Below are 16932 nucleotides of genomic sequence, written 5' to 3' on the forward strand. Positions count from 1 at the left end.
TCCCTACGCTTAACCGGCCAGTCGCGCCAGTAAGGAACTGCCTGATGAGGAAACAGCACTGATGCGTGCCTCACGCCCTTGTGCCTGGTAATCTAAGTGAATTTCGACATCCGGGTCAGGCAGCACACCCGCACCTTGTTGCGGCCACTCCACCAGGCAAATGGCGTCGTTGGCAAAATAATCACGAATCCCCATAAATTCCAGCTCCTCAGGATCCGCAAGGCGGTATAAATCAAAGTGGTACACCATGAGATTTTCAAGGGTGTACGGTTCGACCAGCGTGTAGGTTGGGCTTTTCACATTCCCGTTATGCCCTAACGCCTGCAAAAAACCCCGGCTGAAGGTGGTTTTACCCGCACCTAAATCACCATACAGATAAATGACGGTTGCCCCCTGACAGGCCTGCGCCACGCGCTTGCCGAGTTCTAAAGTGGCTTGTTCATCAGGTAAAGGAATCGCTCGATTAGTCATTTTCTACGTCAATCACATCCGGGTTAACAACACGCCGCAGCGTGCAAAAAAGATCGGTGGCCAGCATACCGCGTGTACCGTAACGCGCGGCGAGTTTATCCGCCGCGACACCGTGGGCCACGCAGCCCGCGCAGGCTGCATCATAAAGGGGAAGTTTCTGTCCAAGCAATGCGCCAATGATGCCGGAAAGCACATCGCCCATGCCGCCGCTTGCCATGCCCGCATTTCCAGCATCAATAATGCCCTGCGTCTCGTCACTGGCGACAACGGTTCCTGCCCCTTTCAAAACAGCAACACCTCCGTAACGTTTTACCAGACGCTGAGCAGAAAGTAAGCGATCGCTTTCAATTTCTGCCACGCTGCAGTTAAGCAGTCGCGCGGCTTCGCCGGGGTGTGGCGTCAGAATGCGATTGTGACGCTTATCGGGGTTTATTGCCAGAAGGTTAAGCGCGTCGGCATCCCACAGCATCGGTTTACGAAAATTCTCGACCTTTTGCAGGGCCTGTTTACCCCATGCCTGCTGCCCAAGCCCGGGGCCAATCACTACCACGTCCGCCCATTCCAGACTTTCTTCAAGCGCCTGGGGCGTAAGCTCGTGCACCATCAGCTCCGGTCGGGCCGTAACGATCGGCGCAATATTCTCGATGCGAGTGAGTACTCGCACTAATCCGGCACCGCTGCGTAATGCCGCTTCGCCGGTCATGCGAATCGCACCTGCCGTACCATGGTCGCCGCCAATAATCACCAGCCTGCCGTGATCGCCCTTATGAGACGTCGGCCGGCGCGGCGGGAGCCACGCCGCAAGCTGCGACGCATCAAAACGCGCGATGCGCATTTCCTGCCCGGCCAGCCAGCTCTCCAGCCCCAGCGCATTGTGGTGCAGCACGCCAACGACGTCTCGTGCTTTACCGGTCAGTAACCCCGGCTTGAGGGCGATGAAGGTCACCGTATGGGCAGCCTCAATGACAGCTCCCGGCGTCGCGCCGGTTTGTGCAATCAGGCCAGAGGGAATATCCAGGGCGACTACCGGCGCGGAATGTCTGTTAGCGTGTTCAATCAGCGCGGCAATGTTTTCACGAGGCGCACTGCGTAGCCCGGTACCCAGCAGACCATCAACAATCAGATCCACCTCTTCCGGCCAGACGATATCAGGCGCATGAATCACACCGCCTGCGTTAAGCCACGCCTCCCGGGCCGCGCTGGCCTCTTCCGGCAGCGGTTTATCACTCTCCAGGGCCAGCAACGTCACGCGGATACCTGCCGCAACCGCCAAACGAGCGACAACGTAGCCGTCGCCGCCGTTATTGCCGTGACCGCACAGAATCAGCCAGTGGGCGGCCTGAGGGTACGCGCTGCGGGCAACGGTAAACGCCGCCTCCCCCGCGCGCAGCATCAGTTCATAAAGGGTAATCCCGAGGCTGTCTGCAGCCTCTTTTTCGGCGCGCCGGAGGTCATCCGCATGCCAGATGGAATGTGGTATACTTGCGGGGTTTTTCTTCACCGTATGGTCCGTCATGTCACAGCCCCTCGATCTCAATGAATTAGCGCAAAAAATAAAACAGTGGGGTGCTGAGCTTGGCTTCCAGAAGGTGGGCATTACCGATACCGACCTTTCCACCAGCGAGCCAAAACTGCAGGCCTGGCTGGACAAACAATACCACGGCGAAATGGAGTGGATGGCGCGTCATGGCATGATGCGCGCCCGCCCTCACGAGCTTTTGCCGGGCACATTACGCGTCATCAGCGTGCGCATGAACTATCTGCCCGCCAACGCGGCCTTTGCGCGCACGCTAAAAAATCCCTCTTTGGGTTACGTCAGCCGGTACGCCCTGGGACGTGATTACCATAAGCTCTTGCGTAACCGTTTAAAAAAACTCGGGGAAACTATTCAGCAGCACTGTGTTTCGCTGAATTTTAGACCCTTTGTCGATTCTGCGCCTATTCTTGAGCGCCCGATCGCCGAAAAAGCCGGGCTTGGCTGGACAGGTAAGCACTCACTTATCCTCAGCCGCGACGCCGGTTCGTTCTTCTTCCTCGGTGAACTGCTGATTGATTTACCGCTGCCGGTTGACGGCCCGGTAGAGGAAGGCTGCGGCCGCTGCGTGGCCTGCATGACCATCTGCCCGACGGGTGCCATCGTCGAGCCTTACACCGTTGATGCGCGCCGCTGCATCTCCTACCTCACTATCGAACTGGAAGGGGCCATTCCCGAAGAGTTTCGACCGCTTATTGGCAACCGTATCTACGGCTGTGACGACTGCCAGCTGATCTGCCCGTGGAACCGCTATTCGCAGCTCACGGACGAAGAGGATTTCAGCCCGCGTAAGGCGCTGCATGCGCCTCAGCTCGTTGAGCTGTTCGCCTGGACCGAAGCCTGGTTCCTGAAAGTGACGGAAGGTTCGGCCATTCGCCGTATCGGTCATCTGCGCTGGCTGCGTAATGTTGCCGTCGCGCTGGGTAATGCCCCGTGGGATGAAGCCATTATTCGGGCGCTTGAAAGCCGAAGAGGTGAGCACCCACTTCTTGATGAGCACATAGAATGGGCGATTGCGCAGCAAATAGAGAAGCGTAATGCCTGCACGATCGAGGTACAGCTACCGAAGAAACAGCGTCTGGTGAGGGTGATTGAAAAAGGGCTTCCGCGGGATGCCTGAACTATTCACAGCCTGTGAATAAAATTACAAACTCAAGCGCCATCTGGGCTGGAGAAGAGGTCAAGTGATCTCAATAACATTTTGAAATGAAAATTTATTTAATAAATACAGCGCATTGCAAAGATATTATTCACCCTGCTAAGTTTTAACCCTGTTACGGTTAAGCGTAGTTTCTGTGGATAACTCTGTTCACAAGAGTATTTCAGAGACAATAGAAAACGTCCCCAACGACTCTTTTCGCTGTGGATATTTTAGAGATTAAGAAGAATTTGGAGCGGGAAACGAGACTCGAACTCGCGACCCCGACCTTGGCAAGGTCGTGCTCTACCAACTGAGCTATTCCCGCTTGGGTGGTCCGTGCTTTGAAAGCACTTTCAAATTTTGGAGCGGGAAACGAGACTCGAACTCGCGACCCCGACCTTGGCAAGGTCGTGCTCTACCAACTGAGCTATTCCCGCTTGGGTGGTCCGTGCTTTGGAAGCACTTTTCAAATTTTGGAGCGGGAAACGAGACTCGAACTCGCGACCCCGACCTTGGCAAGGTCGTGCTCTACCAACTGAGCTATTCCCGCAAATCTGCACTGCTTTTGTTGCTGTCGTAACGTGTAATTCTCTGTCGTTACGGGAGGCGCATTATACGAGAAATCCTTTTAGCTGCAACCCCCCTTAAAGCGATTTTTTCGAAATTAAGTTCAAATGCTTATTAAATCGGCAAGCTGAACAATTTAACGACAAAAACCCGGCCACGCAAGGCGCCGGATCGCAAAATCACAGCTTAATAAAGTTTTCGCGGTAGTAGGAAAGCTCCGCCACGGACTCACGGATATCGTCCATCGCCTGGTGGGTCCCCTGCTTTTTAAAACCGTCGAGGATTTCAGGCTTCCAGCGACGCGCCAGCTCTTTCAGGGTGCTGACATCCAGATAACGGTAGTGGAAGTAAGACTCCAGCTCCGGCATGTACTTAAACAGGAAACGGCGATCCTGACCGATGCTATTCCCACAGATTGGCGATTTGCCTGCCGGAACCCACTGTTTCAGGAACTCAAGCGTTGCCAGCTCCGCCTCACGGTCGCCAAACGTGCTCGCCTTCACGCGCTCCACCAGACCACTGCCGGTGTGGGTGCGCACGTTCCATTCATCCATCAAAGCCAGCTGATCGTCGGACTGATGCACCGCTATCGTTGGCCCTTCAGCCAAGATATTCAGGTTGGCGTCCGTCACCAGCGTTGCAATTTCAATGATGCGATCGCGCTCGGGATCCAGCCCGGTCATTTCGAGATCGATCCAAATCAGGTTGTTTTCATCCGCGCTCATGTTATTTTCCACCCTTCTCGCATAACCGGCAGTAGCAGGTTAACTAGTATTAATTAGAGTGTATCATAGAGGTTTTGCCCCTTACGGGCGACCAGGAGCCAGCGCGATTGAGTAAAAATAAACTCTCCAAAGGGCAGCAGCGCCGCGTAAACGCCAACCACCAGCGCCGTCTTAAAACCACTTCGGAGAAGCCGGATTATGACGACAACCTGTTTGGTGAAGCGACAGAAGGCGTAGTCATCAGCCGTTTCGGTATGCATGCCGATGTCGAATCCGCCGACGGGGATATTCACCGTTGCAATATCCGTCGCACCATCCGTTCACTGGTTACCGGCGATCGCGTGGTCTGGCGTCCGGGTAAAGAGGCGGCGGAAGGCGTTACGGTAAAAGGTATCGTTGAAGCGGTTCATGAGCGCACGTCCGTGTTAACCCGTCCCGATTTCTACGACGGGGTCAAACCTATTGCCGCCAACATTAACCAGATCGTCATTGTTTCGGCGATTTTACCTGAGCTTTCGCTCAATATTATCGACCGATACCTCGTCGCCTGCGAAACGCTGCAGGTTGAACCGATTATCGTGTTGAACAAAATCGATCTGCTGGATGACGACGGCATGGCCTTCGTGAATGAGCAAATGGATATCTACCGCAAGATTGGTTACCGCGTGCTGATGGTCTCCAGCCACACCAAAGATGGTCTTAAACCGCTGGAAGAGGCACTGACCGACCGCATCAGCATCTTTGCGGGCCAGTCCGGCGTGGGTAAATCGAGCCTGCTGAACAACCTGCTTGGCCTCCAGCAAGAGATCCTGACCAACGATGTGTCCAACGTCTCTGGCCTGGGCCAGCACACCACTACCGCCTCGCGTCTGTATCATTTCCCGCACGGCGGCGACGTGATCGACTCCCCGGGCGTGCGTGAGTTCGGTTTGTGGCACCTTGAGCCGGAACAAATCTTTAACGGATTTGTCGAATTCCATGATTATTTAGGCGCTTGTAAATACCGCGACTGTAAACACGATAACGACCCTGGCTGCGCTATCCGTGAAGCAGTTGAGAAAGGCGAGATCGCGGAAACCCGCTTCGAGAATTACCACCGTATTCTTGAGAGCATGGAAGACGTAAAAACGCGTAAAAACTTTTCTGATTCTGATAACTGACAACTAAGCTAAGCATCGCTAAAATCGTCCCCTTTTTTCAGGTTCCGGCGGCTTAACGCCGGATCAGGAACGACAAAACAATGGCCTGGAGGCTACCTTGTTAAACGCATTTAAACTTTCGCTTCAATACATTCTGCCAAAACTGTGGCTCACTCGCCTGGCGGGCTGGGGCGCAAGCAAACGCGCGGGCTGGCTGACCAAACTGGTCATCGACCTTTTCGTAAAATATTACAAGGTCGACATGAAAGAGGCGCAAAAGCCGGATACCGCTAGCTACCGCACCTTCAACGAGTTCTTCGTGCGCCCGCTGCGTGACGAAGTGCGCCCGCTGAACACCGATCCTAACGTCCTGGTGATGCCGGCAGACGGCGTGATTAGCCAGTTGGGTAACATCGAAGACGACAAAATCCTGCAGGCGAAGGGCCATAACTACAGTCTGGAAGCGCTGCTGGCAGGTAACTACCTGATGGCGGATCTGTTCCGCAACGGTACGTTTGCCACTACCTATCTGTCACCGCGCGACTATCACCGCGTGCACATGCCGTGTAACGGTATCCTGCGTGAAATGATTTACGTCCCGGGCGACCTGTTCTCCGTTAACCACCTGACCGCGCAGAACGTGCCGAACCTGTTTGCCCGTAACGAGCGCGTCATCTGTCTGTTCGATACTGAATTTGGCCCTATGGCACAGATTCTGGTGGGTGCAACCATCGTAGGCAGCATTGAAACCGTCTGGGCGGGCACTATCACTCCACCGCGCGAAGGCGTGATCAAACGCTGGACCTGGCCTGCCGGTGAAGCGGAAGGCTCGGTGGCCCTGCTGAAAGGTCAGGAGATGGGTCGCTTCAAGCTGGGCTCTACCGTAATCAACCTGTTTGCGCCGGGCAAAGTGAAGCTGGCTGAACAGCTCGAAAGCCTGTCGGTCACCAAACTGGGCCAGCCGCTGGCGGTCTCTACCGAAACCTTCGTGACGCCGGATGCAGAACCTGCTCCGCTGTCACAGGAAGAGATCAACGCCGAGCACGACGCCAGCCCGCTGGTTGACGACAAAAAAGACGAAGGCTAACAACAGAAGGATCGCTGACGTGCGCCCGATTATCGTTCTACTGATGGCCTGGTGCCTCAGCATGGGGGCGTACGCAGCGACAGCCCCCGACGCCAAACAGATAGCCCAGGAACTGGAGCAGGCAAAAGCGGCCAAACCCGCTCAGCCAGAGACCGTCGAGTCGCTCCAGTCTGCCCTGAACGCGCTTGAGGAGCGGAAAGGCTCTCTTGAGCGCGCTCAGCAGTATCAGCAGGTTATCGATAACTTCCCCAAACTCTCGCAGACGCTGCGCGCGCAGCTCAATAATTTGCGTGACGAACCGCGCGACGTGCCCGCAGGCATGACCTCGGACGCTCTGAACCAGGAGATCCTGCAGGTCAGCAGCCAGCTTCTGGAAAAGAGCCGCCTTGCCCAGCAGGAGCAGGAGCGAGCGCGTGAAATTGCCGACTCCCTCAGCCAGCTTCCGCAACAGCAAACCGACGCCCGCCGCCAGCTTAATGAAGTTGAGCGTCGCGTGGGTACGCAAAGCGGCAATACGCCACAGGCTCAGGCCCAAAATCTGGGCCTGCAGGCAGAATCTGCTCGCCTGAAGGCCCTTGTCGATGAGCTGGAGCTGGCGCAGCTTTCCGCCAATAACCGCCAGGAGCTGTCGCGGATGCGCTCTGAACTCGCTCAGAAGCAGAGCGAGCAGCTGGATGCGTATCTCCAGGCCCTGCGCAATCAGCTCAACAGCCAGCGCCAGCGTGAAGCCGAACGGGCGCTGGAAAGTACAGAACTGCTCGCTGAAAACAGCGAAAACCTGCCTGCCGGTATCAACGAACAATTCAGGGTCAACCGCGAGCTTTCTGCCGCGCTGAACCAGCAGGCGCAGCGCATGGATCTGGTTGCCTCGCAGCAGCGTCAGGCGACCAATCAAACCCTGCAGGTTCGCCAGGCGCTCAACACCCTGCGCGAGCAGTCCCAGTGGCTCGGGTCATCAAACCTGCTGGGCGAAGCGTTACGCGCCCAGGTCGCGCGCCTGCCGGAAATGCCGAAGCCGCAGCAGCTGGATACCGAGATGGCCCAGCTGCGCGTTCAGCGCCTGCACTTTGAAGATCTTCTCAATAAACAGCCGCAAATCCGCCAGATCCGTCAGGCTGACGGACAGCCCCTGACCAGCGAGCAAAACCGTATTCTGGAAGCCCAGCTGCGTACCCAGCGTGAACTGCTGAACTCTCTGCTCCAGGGCGGGGATACGCTGATTCTGGAGCTGACCAAGCTAAAAGTCTCCAACAGCCAGCTGGAAGATGCGCTGAAAGAGGTGAACGAGGCTACGCACCGTTATCTCTTCTGGACGTCCGACGTGCGCCCGATGACCTTCTCGTGGCCGATTGAGATTGTCCAGGACCTGCGACGCCTGATTTCGCTGGACACCTTCAGCCAGCTGGGACAGGCCAGCGTGATGATGTTCACCAGCAAAGAGACCATTTTCCCGCTGCTGGGGGCGTTGATTCTGGTTGGCTTCAGCATTTACTCGCGCAGACATTTCACCCGCTTCCTGGAGCGTTCCAGCTCCAGGGTCGGGAAAGTCACCCAGGATCACTTCTGGCTGACGTTGCGCACCGTATTCTGGTCGATTCTTGTCGCCTCCCCGCTGCCGGTGCTGTGGATGACGCTGGGGTATGGCCTGCGGGAAGCCTGGCCCTATCCGCTCGCGGTCGCGATTGGCGATGGCGTCACCGCCACGGTGCCGCTGCTGTGGGTGGTCATGATTTGCGCCACCTTCGCGCGCCCCAATGGCCTGTTCATCACCCACTTTGGCTGGCCGCGTAATCGCGTTGCGCGCGCCATGCGTTACTACCTGATGAGCATCGGGCTGATTGTGCCGCTGATTATGGCGCTGATCATGTTCGATAATCTCAACGACCGGGAATTCTCAGGCTCGCTGGGCCGCCTCTGCTTTATGCTGATATGCGGGGCGCTGGCCATCGTCACGCTCAGCCTGAAACGCGCGGGCATTCCGCTCTATCTCGATAAATCCGGCAGCGGCGAAAACATGTTCAACCGGCTGCTCTGGAACATGCTGCTTAGCGCGCCGCTGTTTGCGATGCTGGCAGCCGCGGTGGGCTATCTGGCAACCGCGCAGGCGCTGCTGGCGCGGCTGGAAACCTCGGTGGCCATCTGGTTCCTGCTGCTGGTGGTGTACCACGTGATCCGCCGCTGGATGCTGATCCAACGCCGCCGTCTGGCCTTTGACCGAGCCAAGCATCGCCGGGCGGAGATCCTCGCCCAGCGTGCGCGGGGTGAGGAAGAGCCAAACCACGTCAACAGTACGGAAGGCACAACGGAAGCGGACGAGGTCGAACTGGATCTGGATGCCATCAGTACCCAGTCCCTACGCCTGGTTCGCTCCATCCTGATGCTGATTGCCCTCCTGTCGGTGATCTTCCTGTGGTCAGAGATCCACTCCGCATTCGGCTTCCTGGAGAACATCTCTCTCTGGGACGTGACGTCGACGGTGCAGGGTGTTGAGAGCCTGGAGCCGATTACCTTAGGGGCGGTGCTGATTGCCATTCTGGTGCTGATCATCACCACGCAGCTGGTGCGCAACTTCCCGGCGCTGCTGGAGCTGGCGCTGCTGCAGCATCTGGATTTAACGCCGGGTACAGGCTATGCGATTACGACCATTACCAAATATCTGATCATGCTGTTTGGCGGGCTGGTTGGCTTCTCGATGATCGGTATTGAGTGGTCGAAGCTGCAGTGGCTGGTGGCGGCCCTGGGTGTAGGGTTAGGTTTTGGTTTACAGGAGATCTTCGCCAACTTCATCTCTGGCCTGATCATTCTGTTCGAAAAACCGATCCGTATTGGCGATACCGTAACGATCCGCGATCTGACCGGCAGCATCACGAAGATCAACACCCGTGCGACGACGATCAGCGACTGGGATCGGAAAGAGATCATTGTGCCAAACAAGGCGTTTATCACCGAGCAGTTCATCAACTGGTCGCTGTCAGACTCCGTTACCCGCGTGGTGCTGACGGTACCGGCACCTTCGGACGCCAACAGTGAAGAGGTCACCCAGATCCTCTACACCGCCGCTGAGCGCTGCTCGCTGGTAATCGACAACCCGGCGCCGGAAGTATTCCTTGTGGATTTACAGCAGGGGATCCAGATTTTCGAGCTGCGTATCTACGCCGCCGAAATGGGACACCGTATGCCGCTGCGCCATGAGATCCACCAGCTGATTCTGGCGGGCTTCCGCGAGCACGGTATTGATATGCCGTTCCCACCGTTCCAGATGCGCCTGGAAAGCCTGGACGGGCGTAAAACGGGAAGGACGCTAACGTCAGCGGCGCGTACGCGCCCGGCGGGAAGTTTGTAAGGTAAGCGGTGCAACCCTCTCCCGCGGGAGAGGGTTAACTGCCGTCAGGCGCGATCTACGGTAAACGCAATCACCTCGCCAAGCTGTTCTGCCCCCAGGGCCAGCATCACCAGACGGTCAACACCCAGCGCCACGCCGGAGCAATCCGGCAGACCTGCTTTTAATGCTTCAAGCAAATTAACATCAATAGGCTGCTGCGGCAGACCGCGCGCGGCGCGCTTGCGGTTATCCTGCTCGAAGCGCTGCTGCTGCTCGCGGGCATCCGTCAGTTCGTGGAAACCGTTCGCCAGTTCGATGCCTTTGTAATAGACCTCAAAACGCTCTGCGACACGATGATCTTCGGTGCTGATCTGCGCCAGTGACGCCTGGCTTGCCGGGAAGTGATAGACAAACGTCGGACGATCTTTGCCAATCTGCGGTTCTACACCGAAGGTAAACAGCAGCTGCAGCAGCGTGTCGCGATCCTCTTCGGTATCCGCCACGTTGCTCAGATCCAGTTTTGCCGCCACTTCGCGCAGCTGGGTTTTGTCCGCCGACAGCGGATCGATTTCCAGATGGCGCTGGAAAGCCTGCTGATAGGAGAGCGTTTCGGCTTCTGAGCAGTCCAGCACCTGTTGCAGCAGATCGTCCACCTCATTCATCAGGCGGTACATATCATAATGCGGGCGGTACCACTCCAGCATGGTGAATTCCGGGTTGTGGTGACGACCCATCTCTTCATTACGGAAGCTGCGGCACAGCTGATACACCGGACCACACCCCGCCGCCAGCAGGCGTTTCATGTGGTATTCCGGGCTGGTCATCAGATACAAATTCATGCCCTGAGAGTGGCCGGGGCCAACAAAACGGGTTTCAAACGGCACCAGATGAATATCCGTTACCGTTGCCTGACTCATGCACGGCGTTTCCACCTCCAGGACTCCGCGGTCGGCAAAGAAACGGCGGATCTCCGCCATAATTGCAGCGCGTTTTAACAGATTAGGGATGGATGCGCTCGGCTGCCAGGTGGCCGTTTCGCTCATGAGTTGTTCTCCGATTTCAGACAAGGGCACGAAGTCTACTCGTTAGCAGGGGCAGAGACAAATTTTGCGCAGTAAAAAAGCGCATTTCATTTAGGTGAACTTTTTCGTGACGTATTTCATCAATCCTCATGATAAATCGCCGTACAGAACAGCAAAAAAATCGAACACGTCAAATTTCCCTGACATCTACACGGTTATACTGTTTTACCCATAAAGGAGCAGTGGAAACGCTTTCGCAATCGTCCTTTTGGACGGGTGAACTACCTTTAGTTTGTCGCGTTGCGAAATAACAAAAATCTGGAGGAATGTCGTGCAAACTTTTCAAGCCGATCTTGCCGTAATAGGCGCTGGCGGGGCTGGATTACGTGCTGCGATTGCTGCAGCACAAGCTAATCCCAACGCTAAAATCGCATTGATTTCAAAAGTCTATCCAATGCGTAGTCACACAGTGGCAGCAGAAGGAGGGTCCGCCGCCGTTGCGCAGGATCATGACAGCTTTGAATACCATTTCCACGACACGGTTGCAGGGGGCGACTGGCTTTGCGAACAGGATGTCGTTGACTACTTTGTGCATCATTGTCCAACGGAAATGACCCAGCTTGAACAGTGGGGATGTCCGTGGAGCCGCCGTCCGGACGGCAGCGTCAACGTTCGCCGCTTTGGCGGAATGAAGATTGAACGCACCTGGTTCGCCGCCGATAAAACCGGCTTCCACATGCTGCATACCCTGTTCCAGACCTCCCTCCAGTTCCCACAAATTCAACGCTTCGATGAACATTTCGTCCTCGACATTCTGGTTGATGACGGACAGGCGCGTGGCCTGGTGGCGATGAATATGATGGAAGGCACGCTTATCCAGATCCGCGCCAACGCGGTAGTGATGGCAACGGGCGGTGCGGGTCGCGTTTATCGTTATAACACCAACGGCGGCATCGTGACCGGTGACGGCATGGGCATGGCGCTCGGCCACGGCGTACCGCTGCGCGATATGGAGTTCGTGCAGTATCACCCAACCGGCCTGCCGGGCTCCGGCATTCTGATGACGGAAGGCTGCCGCGGTGAAGGCGGTATTCTGGTCAACAAAAACGGCTACCGCTATCTGCAGGATTACGGCATGGGCCCGGAAACCCCGCTCGGCGAGCCGAAGAACAAATACATGGAACTCGGCCCGCGCGACAAAGTCTCTCAGGCCTTCTGGCACGAGTGGCGCAAAGGCAACACTATCTCCACGCCGCGCGGCGATGTGGTCTATCTCGACCTGCGTCACCTTGGCGAGAAGAAACTGCTGGAACGTCTGCCGTTCATCTGCGAGCTGGCAAAAGCTTACGTCGGCGTCGACCCGGTAAAAGAGCCGATTCCGGTGCGTCCAACCGCGCACTACACCATGGGCGGGATCGAAACCGACCAGCAGTGCGAAACCCGTATTAAAGGCCTGTTCGCCGTCGGCGAGTGTTCCTCCGTGGGTCTGCACGGCGCCAACCGTCTCGGGTCTAACTCTCTGGCAGAGCTGGTCGTCTTTGGCCGCATGGCGGGCGAGCGCGCCATGGAGCGGGCGGCTACCTCAGGCGAAGCCAACGGTGCCGCGCTGGATGCGCAGGTCGCAGACGTTGAAAAACGCCTGAAAGATCTGGTGAACCAGGAGGGTAACGAGAACTGGTCTAAGATCCGTGACGAGATGGGTCTGTCGATGGAAGAAGGCTGCGGTATTTACCGTACGCCAGAGCTGATGCAAAAAACCGTCGACAAGCTGGCGGAACTGCAGGAGCGCTTCAAGCGCGTGCGCATCACCGATACCTCCAGCGTATTCAACACCGACCTGCTCTACACCATCGAGCTGGGCCACGGTCTGAACGTCGCGGAATGTATGGCGCATTCTGCGCTGGCGCGTAAAGAGTCGCGTGGAGCCCACCAGCGTCTGGACGAAGGTTGTACCGAACGTGACGACGTCAATTTCCTGAAACACACTCTCGCCTGGCGCGATGCGGATGGCACCACACGTCTGGACTACAGCGACGTGAAAATCACCACGCTGCCGCCAGCTAAACGCGTGTACGGTGCAGAAGCAGAAGCCGCCGAGAAGAAGGAGAAGGCGAATGGCTGAGATGCAAAAAATGAAGGTTGAAGTGGTGCGCTACAATCCGGAAGTGGACGCCGCACCGCACAGCGCTTTCTATGAAGTCCCTTATGACGAGCAAACCTCCCTGCTGGATGCGCTCGGCTATATCAAAGACAACCTGGCGCCAGACCTGAGCTACCGCTGGTCCTGCCGCATGGCCATCTGCGGCTCCTGCGGCATGATGGTCAACAAGGTGCCGAAGCTGGCCTGTAAGACCTTCCTGCGCGAGTACACCAAAGGCATTAAGGTCGAAGCGCTGGGCAACTTCCCGATTGAACGCGATCTGGTGGTCGATATGACCCACTTTATCGAAAGCCTGGAAGCCATTAAGCCGTACATCATCGGTAATCCGCGCACGCCGGATCAGGGGCCGAATACCCAGACGCCGGCGCAGATGGCAAAATACCATCAGTTCTCCGGCTGCATCAACTGCGGCCTGTGCTACGCAGCCTGTCCACAGTTTGGCCTGAACAAGGAGTTCATCGGCCCGGCCGCCATTACCCTGGCGCACCGCTACAACGAGGACAGCCGCGACCACGGTAAAAAAGAACGTATGGCGCAGCTTAACAGCCAGAACGGCGTGTGGAGCTGTACCTTTGTGGGTTACTGCTCCGAAGTTTGTCCGAAGCACGTCGACCCGGCCGCCGCTATTCAACAGGGTAAAGTGGAAAGCTCGAAAGACTTTCTTATCGCTACCCTGAAACCACGCTAAGGAGTGCATGATGACGACTAAACGCAAAGCCTATGTGCGGCCTGTGCCGTCCACCTGGTGGAAAAACCTGCCGTTTTATCGCTTCTACATGCTGCGTGAAGGCACGGCGGTACCGGCGGTCTGGTTCAGCCTTGAGCTGATGTACGGCGTTTTTGCCCTCAAGCATGGCCCGGAAGCCTGGGCCAGCTTTGTCGGTTTCCTGCAAAACCCGATCATTGTTGTTCTGAACCTGATCGTGCTCGCGGCCGCGCTGCTTCATACCAAAACCTGGTTTGAGCTGGCGCCAAAAGCAGCGAACATCATCGTAAAAGGCGAGAAAATGGGGCCAGAGCCGGTAATTAAAGGACTCTGGGCAGTGACGATTCTGGTCACTGTGGTCATTCTGTTTGTCGCACTGTTCTGGTAAGGAGACACCTGTGATCAATCCAAATCCAAAACGTTCTGACGAGCCGGTCTTCTGGGGCCTGTTTGGCGCAGGCGGCATGTGGAGTGCCATCATCGCCCCCGTCATCATCCTGCTGGTCGGCATTATGCTGCCGCTGGGGCTGTTCCCGGGCGATGCGCTGAGCTACGAGCGCGTGCTGGCGTTCGCGAGCAGCTTTATCGGCCGCGTGTTCATCTTCCTGATGATCGTCCTGCCGCTGTGGTGTGGTCTGCACCGTATTCACCATGCGATGCATGACCTGAAAATTCATGTACCGAGCGGGAAATGGGTGTTCTACGGTCTGGCGACCATCCTGACCGTGGTGACGCTGATTGCCGTGGTCACCATCTGACGCTTCAGGCCCGCGATCCGGCGGGCCTTTTATTTCTGCATCTTCCCCACCAGCCACTGGGCAAACTCGCGCATTGCGGGCGTTTCTGTCCGTGACTGTAGCCTGGTCAGCCAGTAGCTGCCGAGGTCAATCTGCGTTGCAAACGGCTGCACGATGCGCTCGCTGCTGAGTAAATGGGTAAACATGTCGACAGGCGCAATGGCAATCCCTGTGCCTGCCTGCGCGGCTTCCAGCATGGTCACGGACGAATCAAACACCATCACCCGGTGCGTCGGTGAGGGAGGATGTTCACCCGCTGCCTGCATCCACGCAGTCCACTCGTCGCGCCGGTAGGAGCGCAGCAGGGTAAACTTCAGGATATCTGCCGGGCTTTTGAGAACTGAGGCTATGTCAGGTGTACAGAGCGGAGACAGCGGCGCAGGGCAAAGGAATTCAGCATCGGTTCCATGCCACGCGCCGCCACCGTAGCGAATAGTGTAATCAAGCCCTTCGGCCGCCGGATCGACGCGATTGTTATGGGTGGAAAGCTGAAGATCAATATGCGGATAGCAGCGGCGAAAGTCCGCGAGCAGCGAGAATAAAACACCCGTGGCAAAAGTCCCTACCACACCTATTTTAAGCTTCTCCTGAGCGCGCTGGCTGGCAAAACGATCCAGCATTCCGGCGATGCGATCGAACGAGTCATTCAGCACCGGCAGCAAATTCTCGCCTTCGGTGGTCAGCATCAGCCCTCGCGAAACGCGGACAAACAGCTGGCAATTAAGGTGCTGCTCCAGCGCCTTTACGTGCTGGCTAATCGCGGAATGCGTGACGTTCAGCTCGATAGCGGCATGCGTAAAACTGAGGTGCCTGGCGGCAGCTTCAAATGCCCGCAGGGAATTAAGAGGAAGATAGCTGCGCGTCATGGGCTCGTCCGTTAGAAAAATTAACAGCTAATGCTAAATTTAACCGTTTGTCAGCCATAGTCAAATCCAACAGACTACAGCGGTCTGACGGGCCCGGACACTCCCTTGAACTGCTATTACGGAAGATAAATGATGATGACAAAATCCCTTTGCTGCGCCCTGCTGCTCAGCACCTCCTGCTCGGTATTGGCTGCCCCGATGTCAGAAAAACAGCTGGCTGAGGTGGTGGAACGGACCGTTACGCCGCTGATGAAAGCGCAGGCCATTCCGGGTATGGCGGTGGCGGTGATTTATCAGGGTCAGCCGCACTACTTTACCTTCGGTAAAGCCGATGTTGCGGCAAACAAGCCTGTCACCCCACAAAGCTTGTTCGAACTGGGTTCTATAAGTAAAACCTTCACCGGCGTACTGGGTGGCGATGCGATTGCTCGCGGTGAAATATCGCTGGGCGATCCGGTGACCAAATACTGGCCTGAGCTGACGGGCAAGCAGTGGCAGGGGATCCGCATGCTGGATCTGGCAACCTATACCGCAGGCGGTCTGCCGTTACAGGTACCGGATGAGGTCACGGATAACGCCTCTCTGCTGCGCTTTTATCAAAACTGGCAGCCGCAGTGGAAGCCGGGTAACACGCGCCTTTATGCCAATACCAGCATCGGCCTTTTTGGCGCGCTGGCGGTCAAACCTTCCGGCATGAGCTATGAGCAGGCCATAACGACGCGGGTCTTTAAGCCGCTCAGGCTGGACCATACGTGGATTAACGTTCCGAAAGCGGAAGAGGCGCATTACGCCTGGGGATACCGTGACGGTAAAGCGGTACACGTTTCGCCAGGCATGCTCGACGCGGAAGCCTATGGCGTAAAAACCAACGTGCAGGATATGGCAAGCTGGGTGATGGTCAACATGAAGCCGGACTCCCTTCAGGATAATTCACTCAGGCAAGGCATTGCCCTGGCGCAGTCTCGCTACTGGCGCGTGGGTGCCATGTATCAGGGGTTGGGCTGGGAAATGCTTAACTGGCCGGTCGATGCCAGAACCGTGGTAGAAGGTAGCGACAATAAGGTGGCGCTGGCACCGCTGCCCGCAAGAGAAGTGAATCCTCCGGCGCCTCCGGTCAACGCGTCCTGGGTCCATAAAACAGGCTCTACCGGCGGGTTTGGCAGCTACGTGGCCTTTATTCCTGAAAAGCAGCTCGGCATTGTGATGCTGGCGAATAAAAGCTATCCCAACCCAGCACGCGTTGAGACGGCTTACCGTATTTTGAGCGCGCTGTAGTAAACATTGCCGGGTGGCGCTAACGCTTACCCGGCCTACAAAATCCCAGGGGTGGCCATCCGGCGAAACACACCGCACAAAAACCACATTTTCCTTGCCGTCATCTACACTTAACAAAA

At 56.6% G+C, this 16932-nt stretch carries 14 protein-coding genes and 3 tRNA genes; 9 read left to right on the forward strand and 8 right to left on the reverse strand.

Annotated elements, in window-relative coordinates; all coding sequences use genetic code 11:
* Positions 1-9: 9 nt before the first annotated feature.
* Both tsaE and nnr read right to left on the reverse strand, forming a co-directional pair.
* The gene (tsaE, locus tag DFO52_RS20485; RefSeq protein WP_013095283.1) at positions 10-471 is read right to left on the reverse strand and encodes a tRNA (adenosine(37)-N6)-threonylcarbamoyltransferase complex ATPase subunit type 1 TsaE; all 462 of its coding nucleotides are present in this window, start codon (positions 469-471) and stop codon (positions 10-12) included.
* A complete protein-coding gene (gene nnr, locus DFO52_RS20490) occupies positions 464-1987 on the reverse strand; it encodes a bifunctional ADP-dependent NAD(P)H-hydrate dehydratase/NAD(P)H-hydrate epimerase (protein ID WP_133551098.1) in 1524 nt (507 codons plus the stop codon). The genes tsaE and nnr overlap by 8 nt, the downstream gene beginning before the upstream one ends.
* Between nnr and queG the strand changes: the two genes are divergently transcribed.
* Positions 1986-3125: a tRNA epoxyqueuosine(34) reductase QueG gene (gene queG / locus DFO52_RS20495; protein ID WP_133551099.1), complete on the forward strand. Its 1140-nt coding sequence runs from the start codon at positions 1986-1988 to the stop codon at positions 3123-3125. The two genes, nnr and queG, sit on opposite strands and share 2 nt — an antisense overlap.
* Positions 3126-3395: 270 nt before the next feature.
* Here the strand turns inward: queG and DFO52_RS20500 are convergent.
* From DFO52_RS20500 to orn, 4 genes are all read right to left on the reverse strand, one after another.
* A tRNA-Gly gene (locus tag DFO52_RS20500) sits at positions 3396-3471 on the reverse strand.
* 36 nt (positions 3472-3507) lie between these two features.
* A tRNA-Gly gene (locus tag DFO52_RS20505) sits at positions 3508-3583 on the reverse strand.
* Between the two features lie 37 nt (positions 3584-3620).
* A tRNA-Gly gene (locus DFO52_RS20510) sits at positions 3621-3696 on the reverse strand.
* A 196-nt stretch (positions 3697-3892) separates the two neighbouring features.
* Positions 3893-4438, reverse strand: coding sequence for an oligoribonuclease (gene orn / locus DFO52_RS20515; protein ID WP_023310130.1), 546 nt, complete (start codon positions 4436-4438; stop codon positions 3893-3895).
* 107 nt (positions 4439-4545) lie between these two features.
* On the opposite strand from orn, the gene rsgA reads away from it, so the two are divergent.
* The 3 genes from rsgA (at position 4546) to mscM (ending at position 10007) form a co-directional block, all read left to right on the forward strand.
* Positions 4546-5598, forward strand: coding sequence for a small ribosomal subunit biogenesis GTPase RsgA (gene rsgA, locus DFO52_RS20520; protein WP_023334242.1), 1053 nt, complete (start codon positions 4546-4548; stop codon positions 5596-5598).
* 97 nt (positions 5599-5695) lie between these two features.
* Positions 5696-6664 (forward strand): archaetidylserine decarboxylase, encoded by a 969-nt coding sequence (gene asd / locus DFO52_RS20525; protein ID WP_029739893.1) that lies wholly within the window; start codon positions 5696-5698, stop codon positions 6662-6664.
* 19 nt (positions 6665-6683) lie between these two features.
* Positions 6684-10007 carry a miniconductance mechanosensitive channel MscM gene (gene mscM, locus DFO52_RS20530; RefSeq protein WP_133551100.1) on the forward strand — a complete coding sequence of 1108 codons (3324 nt, stop codon included), beginning with the start codon at positions 6684-6686 and terminating at the stop codon, positions 10005-10007.
* Between the two features lie 44 nt (positions 10008-10051).
* Here the strand turns inward: mscM and epmA are convergent, their stop codons facing one another.
* Positions 10052-11029 carry an elongation factor P--(R)-beta-lysine ligase gene (gene epmA / locus DFO52_RS20535; protein WP_133551101.1) on the reverse strand — a complete coding sequence of 326 codons (978 nt, stop codon included), beginning with the start codon at positions 11027-11029 and terminating at the stop codon, positions 10052-10054.
* Between the two features lie 310 nt (positions 11030-11339).
* Here epmA and frdA point away from each other — a divergent pair, with 310 nt between their 5' ends.
* Genes frdA through frdD form a run of 4 tightly spaced genes read left to right on the forward strand, consistent with a single transcriptional unit; the run spans position 11340 to position 14633 of the window.
* Complete coding sequence (frdA, locus tag DFO52_RS20540; protein ID WP_133551102.1) at positions 11340-13130, forward strand: fumarate reductase (quinol) flavoprotein subunit; 1791 nt, start codon at positions 11340-11342, stop codon at positions 13128-13130.
* Complete coding sequence (locus tag DFO52_RS20545) at positions 13123-13857, forward strand: succinate dehydrogenase/fumarate reductase iron-sulfur subunit (RefSeq protein WP_023310124.1); 735 nt, start codon at positions 13123-13125, stop codon at positions 13855-13857. Before frdA ends, DFO52_RS20545 begins: the two co-directional genes overlap by 8 nt.
* 10 nt (positions 13858-13867) lie before the next feature.
* A complete protein-coding gene (gene frdC, locus DFO52_RS20550) occupies positions 13868-14263 on the forward strand; it encodes a fumarate reductase subunit FrdC (RefSeq protein WP_029739890.1) in 396 nt (131 codons plus the stop codon).
* 10 nt (positions 14264-14273) lie between these two features.
* Complete coding sequence (gene frdD / locus DFO52_RS20555; RefSeq protein WP_000609653.1) at positions 14274-14633, forward strand: fumarate reductase subunit FrdD; 360 nt, start codon at positions 14274-14276, stop codon at positions 14631-14633.
* 29 nt (positions 14634-14662) lie between these two features.
* Here frdD and ampR read toward each other — a convergent pair whose 3' ends face one another.
* On the reverse strand, positions 14663-15538 hold the full coding sequence (ampR, locus tag DFO52_RS20560; RefSeq protein ID WP_133551103.1) for a LysR family transcriptional regulator AmpR: 876 nt from the start codon (positions 15536-15538) through the stop codon (positions 14663-14665).
* A gap of 132 nt (positions 15539-15670) precedes the next feature.
* On the opposite strand from ampR, the gene blaACT reads away from it, so the two are divergent.
* The gene (gene blaACT / locus DFO52_RS20565; protein WP_133551111.1) at positions 15671-16813 is read left to right on the forward strand and encodes an ACT family cephalosporin-hydrolyzing class C beta-lactamase; all 1143 of its coding nucleotides are present in this window, start codon (positions 15671-15673) and stop codon (positions 16811-16813) included.
* The last annotated feature ends 119 nt before the right edge of the window (positions 16814-16932 follow it).

Source organism: Enterobacter sp. AG326 (assembly GCF_004362415.1).
GTDB classification, from domain to species: domain Bacteria; phylum Pseudomonadota; class Gammaproteobacteria; order Enterobacterales; family Enterobacteriaceae; genus Enterobacter; species Enterobacter asburiae.